The organism is Acidiferrobacter sp. (genome assembly GCF_054609335.1).
Genome location: NZ_JBTRWP010000083.1, coordinates 1 through 8,142 on the forward strand (window position 1 = coordinate 1; position 8,142 = coordinate 8,142).

An 8,142-nucleotide genomic window follows, 5' to 3' on the forward strand; every position below is an offset into this window, starting at 1 on the left:
TTCAATCGCGAGAACGACTTCCTCGAAAGAAACTCGGCGCTCGACTTTTAGCGTCTCGTTTTTTTCGTGACTCCAGCGAAATGGCTTCATGCCCCGTTTTATATCAGTGTGTGCCTATTGTCACCTAACGACAGAAAACGTCAATCGGCCGCGAGGCCGACGGCGCTCTTGCGGTCGGTATCCAGGGGACTATTGACGGTTTAGCAATCCTCTTCTGATGATTCCGGAATTTGGATCTCCTCAAGACAACGATGAATGCCTTCTATTTCTTCAGCAATGAAACGCCGCCCTTGTTCATCGATTTCGGTGAGTAGACACGAATACCAGCGGCCCAAGCCGTCTACGAGCGTTCAGCATGGCCGCCGGTTACGGCCCTGTGGGCCACGCGGGCCTGGGTTTTCGCTCTCGCGCCGACCGAATTCCGGGACCGGGGTCTGGGTGGTATAGTCGACCGCAATGCCTCTCCTTGAGCCACCGGAGCGTAGCCCTATTGCATAAACCCTTCGCCGATCACTTCGGGGGCGTGGCGACGCATTACTTGGGCAGTCGCCCAAGCTATCCGCCCGAGCTCTTTCTCTGGCTCGCAGGGGAGTGCCGTGACCGAGGACTTGCCTGGGACTGTGGCGCTGGCAATGGTCAAGCGTCGGTCGCCTTGGCGGCGCATTTCAAGCGCGTCGTCGCAAGCGATGCAAGTGCGGCGCAGATCGCTCAAGCGACAACGGCGTCCCGTGGGGTGGAATACCCTGTGGCTCTCGCCGAAGAAAGCGGCCTCCCCAACGCCTGTGCGGACATCGTTACGGTGGCGCAAGCCCTGCATTGGTTCGATATTCCGCGCTTCTTTGCCGAGGCCGCGCGCGTCCTCAAGGCCGGCGGCATCTTGGCGGCATGGAGCTATGGGAAGCTGCGCATCGAAGGGGCTGAGATCGACGCTGCGGTGCAAGCGTTCTACGAAAACGACATCGGACCGTACTGGCCGCCCGAGCGACGTCACGTCGAAGACGGCTACCGCTCGATCGCCTTCCCCTTTCCCCGTCTTACACCCCCAGCGTTCGCCATGGAGGCCGCGTGGGCCCTGCCGCACCTACTCAGCTATATCAGGAGCTGGTCGGCCACGGTCGCCTTCATCAAGGCCCAGGGGTTTGACCCGGTAGATCGGCTTCATCGGACCCTCCTTCGCCTGTGGGGTGACCCGGAGCATCTGCGTCTGGTGGTCTGGCCCCTCAACGTTTTGGTCGGTCGCAAAGACTAAACGGCGCGCGGGCGTCACGCCCAAAAGGCCAGGCCGAGGGAGACACCGCCTGCCGCGCGCGGCTCTTGAATGCCGTGAGCAGCCCCAGAGTCGGCATCGAGCATCGGGACATAACGAGAACACAGCAAAGCGATGAGTAAGACGATACGCCTCTTCAAGCTCATGGACACCCTGCGCGGCCGCCGCCGCGCGATCACGGCCGCGCAGTTGGCCCGCGAGCTCTGCGTGTCTTTGCGCACGGTCTACCGGGACGTGCAAACACTGATCGAGCTTGGCGCACCCATTGACGGCGAAGCCGGGATCGGCTATCTCCTGCGCCCCGGCTTCTTCTTGCCGCCGCTCATGTTCAATGTCGAGGAGCTCGAGGCTTTGACGCTCGGCGCGCGCTAGGTCAAGGGCCAGGGAGATACGATGCTCACCCAAGCCGTCGACACGGCATTGGCGAAGATTGGCGCTGCCTCACCCAAAGACCTGCGCCAGGAGATCGGCGAAATTGGTCTCTGGGCACCACGTTTCGGCAAACCCACGAGGCACACAACCGGCCTTCACGTCATTCGCGAGGCGATCCGGCGTGAACACAAGCTCCATATCCTCTACACAAGCCTCGCCGAGACCGAAACGGAACGCGTGATCTGGCCTGTGGCGCTCGCATTCTTCGAGGGTGTGCAACTCGTTGCCGCGTGGTGCGAACTAAGGGCGGACTTCCAGCACTTTCGCGTGGACCGCATCGCAAGCCTGGAGACCCTCGGAATACCCTACCCCCGAACACGCAAAGACCTCGCGAGGCAATGGGAACAGGCACGGGCATCCGAGCGCCCGCGCGGGCGAGAACCGCTCTGCTGACAGAAACTGACGCTGTCGCCGCCTATCATGCGTGCACCAACCCCCCATGACGGTGAGGAAAAGCCCAATGATGCGTCTCTACTACCACCCATACTCCGACAACGCGCGTCGCGCCGTCATGACGGCACTGTCCCTCAACGTGCCCATCGAACTGGCAGCCGTCGATCTGCGCCAAGGCGAGCAGCATGCGCCCGCGTTTCTAAAACTGAATCCCAACCACCGTGTACCGGTGCTCGTGGACGACGAATTTATCCTCTGGGAATCGCACGCCATCATGCAGTACTTGGCGGACAAAACGCCGGGGCAGACTGTCTATCCCACGGACATCCGGGCGCGCGCCGATGTCAATCGCTGGCTCTTCTGGTGCGCCCAACATCTGGGCCCTGCCGTCGGCATCTTGAACCGAGAGCACGTCCTCAAGCGTCTCACGGGGCTCGGGAAAGCCGACAGCGCCGAAGTAAAACGCGGCGAGGACCTGGTCTACGAATTCGCCGGCGTCCTCGACACTCACCTCGCCTGCCGTGAATGGATCTGTCACGGCCAACTGACGCTTGCCGACTTGGCGATTGTCACGCCCTTTACGGGACTGCTTGCCGCCGCCGCACCCGGGAAGCTCCCCATCAGTGCGTTTGCCCACGTGCAGCAATGGCTCGCGCGCGTCGAGACGCTTGACGCCTGGCAGAAAACGATCGTCGTGTTGGCCCGTCCGATCGAGCCCTGAACGCCTCAAGAAATGCGAGGTGCGGGCTCTAACGCCCACGGCGACTGGCGAGCGACGCGGCAGCCGCCCATCATCCGCCACCGCCTTTACCCACGGCATCGCCCGGACGCGCTATAATCCGTCCGACCATGACGACGCGCACCACCCGCCCCGGCATCGCGAGCGCACTTGCTGCGGCCGCCCTTTTTGGTGTCAGCACGCCCCTTGCCAAACTTCTCGTCGGCGACGTGGCCCCGGAGCTTTTGGCGGGGCTGCTCTATCTCGGTGCGGGCCTATGTCTCCTCGCGTGGTATGGGTGGCGCGGCTTGGGCCGGGGAGCGGATGCCACGTCCCACGGCCCGCTGACACGCACCGATATCGCTAACCTCGTCGGGGCCATTACCGCAGGCGGCATAATCGGGCCCGTACTTTTGATGGAAGGCCTCACGCGCACCGGCGCCGCCAACGCCTCGCTGTTGTTGAACCTCGAAGGCGTGCTCACCGCGCTGCTTGCGTGGATCGTGTTCCGTGAGAATGTCGACCGCCGTATCGCCACGGGAATGGCCCTCATCGTCGCAGGCGGTGTACTAGTGTCCTGGAAAGAAGGCGCGATCGCCTTAGGCTCCGGCTCCCTCTTGATCGCGGGCGCATGTCTTGCCTGGGCCATCGACAACAATCTGACGCGGGGATTGTCAGCGCGCGACCCGATCCAGATCGCAGGCCTTAAAGGTCTGGTCGCGGGCCTCACCAACACCGCGGTGGCCCTCGCGCTTGGGGCCCGATTCCCCCACCCAGGGATCGCCGCTGCGGCGGGCGCTGTGGGTGCGCTCGGCTACGGGGTAAGCCTCGTCCTATTCATGGTGGCACTGCGGCATCTGGGCAGCGCCCGCACCGGTGCCTATTTTTCAACCGCCCCCTTCCTCGGCGCGGGGGTCTCGCTTCTGCTTCTGCACGAAGCCTTGGCCCCCCTCTTCGGGCCGGCAGCAGGCCTCATGGCCTTAGGCGTCTACCTCCACCTGACAGAGTCCCATTCTCATCTCCACCCGCATGAGCCGCAGACTCATACCCATCGACATACGCACGACGCCCATCATCAACATGAGCATGACTTCCCCTGGGATGGCACAGAGCCGCACACCCATCGCCACACTCATGCATCACTTCTGCACAGCCATCGCCATTTCCCAGACATCCACCATCGTCACCGACATCCCAACGGCACAGACTCTTGACGCCACGCGCCCGCACTACGCAAACGGCGTGCCGCACTTATGTCACACCCTGGACACTGAACGTCCCCACGATGAACATGCGGGCCGAGACGGTGTTTACTCGGCCGTTATGACGCCTGCTGCACGCAGCACACAAGCCGCACCCAGCAGTGCGGGGCATTCCGACTTCCTACAGATGAGCATTCGACGCAAGCCCTTGCGATATTTCTGGCAGCCGCCGCCGAATTTTCGTAAGGCCGCCCGGCGCGCAAGGCCTCTTTCGCGCGCGGCCGCCTTGTACTAAGCGCCCTTCAGCCGGCGCGCTCTGCGCTCACTGCGCTCATCCATAAAAGACACATCACCCGATGCATGATGTGTGCCACGGTCTTATGTCCGTCCAGCCGCGCGTTTCTACCTATCGTCGTCCTAACATCGCAAGATGCCCCTCAGCGTCTACCTTTACCGACCGACTTTCTTGTCATGATCCTGGCACAAGGCGCATATCCTATTCGTATACTCGTGATTTTTTCATGCGACTACTTTCCCAAACGGCTCGGTGATATATACTGCACAGCAAATATTCCGTCTCACATTTTTAGCAGGCGGGTTTTGGGTAGATGTCTCTAAAACACAGGCCGCACAACGCAGCCCAAGCTCAGGGGGATATGCGCGCAACGATCCTAGAGCAACTTCTTGAAGAAGTGTGCAAGTTCGCGAAAACCAGCGCGGACATGATTCCTATGCGCTGCTGCGACGCCCTCATTCGCTGTGTACCGGACGCGCGCTTTGCCTCTTGGTACCTGCGAGATGCCCCGAACCTTGCCGCCTATGTGGCAGGATCGGCGGCGCAGGCTGGAAGCGCGCTTGAGATCGTAGGCCTTCGGCTTCCCGCCACCTCCGCACCCCCTTCAAAGCCACGGGCCTTTGATATCGACGCGCCGGAGTTAGCCCACTGGCAAGCCGATGCCCGGAGCGCACATATATCTCATCTTGTGGTCATTGAGCTTACAGGGCACACGGGACAGGCAGGTGGACTCCTTGCGCTCGGTCTTAGCAAGACGCGATTCATCGCCGAGGGCGGCATGATCTCGCTGCTGGCCTTTGCGCGCCTTGCCGAGGCGCACATGGACTACGGGGTGGCCGACACGCGCTTGCGCGACGCACGCAATCAAGATTCTCTAACGAAGCTACTTAACCGTCGGGGCTTCCTCGAAATCGCCGAACGCGAGCATGCGCGCGCGACGGAAACACGCGATCCCTACAGCATCGTGCTTTTCGACGTCGATCAACTCAAACAGATCAATAATGAACATGGCTACGAGACCGGTGATGCCCTCCTCAAGGTGCTCGGTGCGCGCATAGGTCAGCTCCTGCCCCCGCAGAGCGTCTTGGCTCGATGGAGTGGCGAGGAGTTCATCGGCCTGCTTCCGGGCGTACAAGAGTCCGAAGCAGCCCTAATGGCCGAACACGTGCAGAACGTGATTCATAAAGAACCCTTCCTCACCCTGCTTGCGGGCTCGGTCGGTATCAGTGCGGGGGTGGCGAGCTTTCCGGACCGTCCCGCCATTGCCGCCACGATTTCCGCAGCCAACATCCAGCTAGGGCAGGCCGCAGACGACCGCCGCAAGCGGCGCCATATCCATCTGTCGGCGCCGACCGACGGCGACCTGCACCTCATCGCCCAAGTCCGCGCAGCCCTTGCAAGCGGCCGCGTCCGGGCGGCCTACCAACCCATAGTCGACCTCACCACGGGCCGTGTCGTCGCCGAAGAGGCCTTGGCGCGACTGGTTTCTCAGGATGGTAAGACCGAAATCGCGGCGGGTCGGTTCATAGAAATCGTCACCCGCTTCGACCTCGTCCATGAAATCGATGCGGCCGTCATGCGCGAGACGCTCAGACACTGTGCGACGCAGGTGCTCGCCGGCGGGTCGCAGCTTCATTTCGTGAACATGTCGGCGGCCTTTCTGCGCCACCCTGACCTGATCGAAGAGATCTTTATCCTGATCCAGAAACAATGCTACGCGTGCGGTCATGACGCCGCAGCGCCCAAGCCCTTGGTCATTGAGATCACGGAGCGCGAGTTTCTGCAGGATACCGCCACGGCCCTTGCGGTTCTTCAGCCCTTGCTCGATTTCGGTCTCCGCATAGCGATCGATGACTTTGGCAGCGGCTACTCCTCGTTCCGTTACCTGGTCGATCTTCCCGTGGACTTCGTGAAACTCGACGGTGAGCTCGTGCGCAAGATCGCGAGCGACCGTAAGGCGAGAATAGTCGTGCAGAGCATGCAGAGGCTCGCCCATGATCTGGGGCTCATCACGGTCGCCGAGTATGTCGAGAATGAACTGGCCCGGACAATATTACGGGACATGGGTGTTCAGTGGGGCCAGGGCTATCTCTTCGGCAAGCCCAAGAGAGAGGCCGCCACCATGGCGGTCTCTTGATGCACACCCGCCCTGTTAGCCGACACACGCGGTGCTAGACACCGAAAAAAGCAAGCGACCAAAGCAGGTCGCCCACGACAAGGAGGTTTTTGATGAACAGTTCGAGCGACGATACATCCTGGCATCCTAATCTCTCGCACCAATACCTAAATAAGGTGGCGAACCTGGAGGGGGATGCCCCGGCGCTTGAAACGGAGCCGCTGGCACGGGAGCGTGCAACGCTCCCGGAGCGCCTGCGTGCGTCGCTCGCCCGTACCCCGGAGGCCTTCCCTTGCTTCGACTTTCAGTATCCGCCCATCGCGTTCGCAGAGCGCAACGCCCGTAGCCGCTCCTATGAGGCCCTATGGTCTCGCCATAACGCCCACGGGCCCCGGGCGGCGCTCTATGTGCACATTCCCTTTTGCCGCGCCCGCTGCTCCTTCTGCTATTTCACGGTGGCCGCCAATCGCGGCCAGGACGAGGTCGATCTCTACCTTGACGCCCTCGATCGGGAGATGGCGCAGATCGCGCCCTTCGTGCGTGACCGCGTCATCGAGAGCCTCTACTGGGGCGGCGGCACGCCGACCTACCTCACCGTCGCGCAAATCGAACGCCTCATGGCATCCCTCGATAAGCATTTCAACCTCACCGAATGCAAGGAGTTCACCGTCGAGTCGACACCCACCATGCTCGACGAGGCCAAGATCTCGACCCTGCGCCGCATCGGCCTCACAAGGCTCAGCATGGGCATACAGAGCTTCGATGATCCGATACTAAAACGGCTCAATCGGTCATTTGAGCGCAAGGACATCGAGCGCGTAGTCCACCAGGCCCGCGCGCAAGGGGTCGGTGCAATCAATATTGACCTCATGTACGGTTTGCCGGATCAAACGCTGGAAAACTGGCATGCAGGTCTTGATCGCATGTTCGATATGGAAATCAACGGATGTACGATCTATTCCCTGGATCTTCACGAAAGCACGCAATTCTTCCGTAAGCGCGACGAGCTGTCTCTTGCGCCCACTGCTGTTCAGATCCAGATGTACCGAGAGGCAGTGGATAGGCTGCAGGCTGGCGGCTATGCCATGATCAACCGCAATATCTTCGCCCGCGATCCTGACACCTATCGGCACCAGAATCGCCGCTGGGAAAACCTCCCCCTGATCGGGCTTGGCGCAAGCGCGCAATCCTATGCGCCCGGGGTCGCCTATCAGAACTACGGGTCTATCGACCAATATATTGACGCACTCGAGGAGGAAACGAGCGCGGTCGAGCGCGCTGTATGGTTGCACGAAGGTGAAGAGTTCTACCGCGAAGCGGTATGCCGGCTCAGGTTTTCGGGTCTACATCTAGCCGACTTCGAGCAGCGCCATGGCGGGCCACTCGATGCGCGTTTCGCGGCGCTTACCACGGATCTCATCAAGATGGGCTACCTCCAGAGCGAGGACAGCATGCTGCGCCTCACGCGCAAGGGGCTCGATTACGGCAATCTGGTCAGCATGTTCTACTTTAGCGACCAGCGCAAACAAGGGCTTGCCGCCCACCCCGCGGTCCAGAAAGTCCTGCAACTCCAAGCCTTGCGGACGGCCGGCCTCACCGAAGACAGGAACATGATCTGATCGTCGCGCGGGCCTGCTAGCTCTCGCGCCCACTATGCCGCCTGGAATCATACTTCACGATCCGGTGGCGGGGGATCATGATGGCACCCAGACGCCGATG

7 protein-coding genes are annotated in these 8,142 nt (G+C 61.4%); all 7 read left to right on the forward strand.

Going from position 1 to position 8,142, the window contains the following annotated elements; translation table 11 throughout:
• Positions 1-490: 490 nt before the first annotated feature.
• The gene (locus tag ACYCTF_RS13760) at positions 491-1,249 is read left to right on the forward strand and encodes a class I SAM-dependent methyltransferase (RefSeq protein ID WP_461283471.1); all 759 of its coding nucleotides are present in this window, start codon (positions 491-493) and stop codon (positions 1,247-1,249) included.
• Positions 1,250-1,381: 132 nt separating this feature from the next.
• On the forward strand, positions 1,382-1,639 hold the full coding sequence (locus ACYCTF_RS13765; protein ID WP_461283470.1) for a helix-turn-helix transcriptional regulator: 258 nt from the start codon (positions 1,382-1,384) through the stop codon (positions 1,637-1,639).
• A gap of 21 nt (positions 1,640-1,660) precedes the next feature.
• The gene (locus ACYCTF_RS13770) at positions 1,661-2,092 is read left to right on the forward strand and encodes a helix-turn-helix transcriptional regulator (protein ID WP_461283469.1); all 432 of its coding nucleotides are present in this window, start codon (positions 1,661-1,663) and stop codon (positions 2,090-2,092) included.
• Between the two features lie 67 nt (positions 2,093-2,159).
• Positions 2,160-2,813: a glutathione S-transferase family protein gene (locus tag ACYCTF_RS13775; RefSeq protein ID WP_461283468.1), complete on the forward strand. Its 654-nt coding sequence runs from the start codon at positions 2,160-2,162 to the stop codon at positions 2,811-2,813.
• Positions 2,814-2,941: 128 nt separating this feature from the next.
• On the forward strand, positions 2,942-4,024 hold the full coding sequence (locus tag ACYCTF_RS13780) for a DMT family transporter (protein WP_461283467.1): 1,083 nt from the start codon (positions 2,942-2,944) through the stop codon (positions 4,022-4,024).
• Positions 4,025-4,743: 719 nt separating this feature from the next.
• A complete protein-coding gene (locus ACYCTF_RS13785) occupies positions 4,744-6,444 on the forward strand; it encodes an EAL domain-containing protein (protein ID WP_461283466.1) in 1,701 nt (566 codons plus the stop codon).
• Positions 6,445-6,536: 92 nt separating this feature from the next.
• Positions 6,537-8,042 (forward strand): coproporphyrinogen-III oxidase family protein, encoded by a 1,506-nt coding sequence (locus ACYCTF_RS13790; protein ID WP_461285060.1) that lies wholly within the window; start codon positions 6,537-6,539, stop codon positions 8,040-8,042.
• The last annotated feature ends 100 nt before the right edge of the window (positions 8,043-8,142 follow it).

What these genes read in the sequence shown, in the direction of transcription:
- ACYCTF_RS13765 (WP_461283470.1), top strand. Translation starts at nt 1,382, where the DNA reads ATGAGTAAGACGATACGCCTCTTCAAGCTCATGGACACCCTGCGCGGC.
- ACYCTF_RS13770 (WP_461283469.1), top strand. Translation starts at nt 1,661, where the DNA reads ATGCTCACCCAAGCCGTCGACACGGCATTGGCGAAGATTGGCGCTGCC.
- ACYCTF_RS13775 (WP_461283468.1), top strand. Translation starts at nt 2,160, where the DNA reads ATGATGCGTCTCTACTACCACCCATACTCCGACAACGCGCGTCGCGCC.
- ACYCTF_RS13780 (WP_461283467.1), top strand. Translation starts at nt 2,942, where the DNA reads ATGACGACGCGCACCACCCGCCCCGGCATCGCGAGCGCACTTGCTGCG.
- ACYCTF_RS13785 (WP_461283466.1), top strand. Translation starts at nt 4,744, where the DNA reads ATGCGCTGCTGCGACGCCCTCATTCGCTGTGTACCGGACGCGCGCTTT.
- ACYCTF_RS13790 (WP_461285060.1), top strand. Translation starts at nt 6,537, where the DNA reads ATGAACAGTTCGAGCGACGATACATCCTGGCATCCTAATCTCTCGCAC.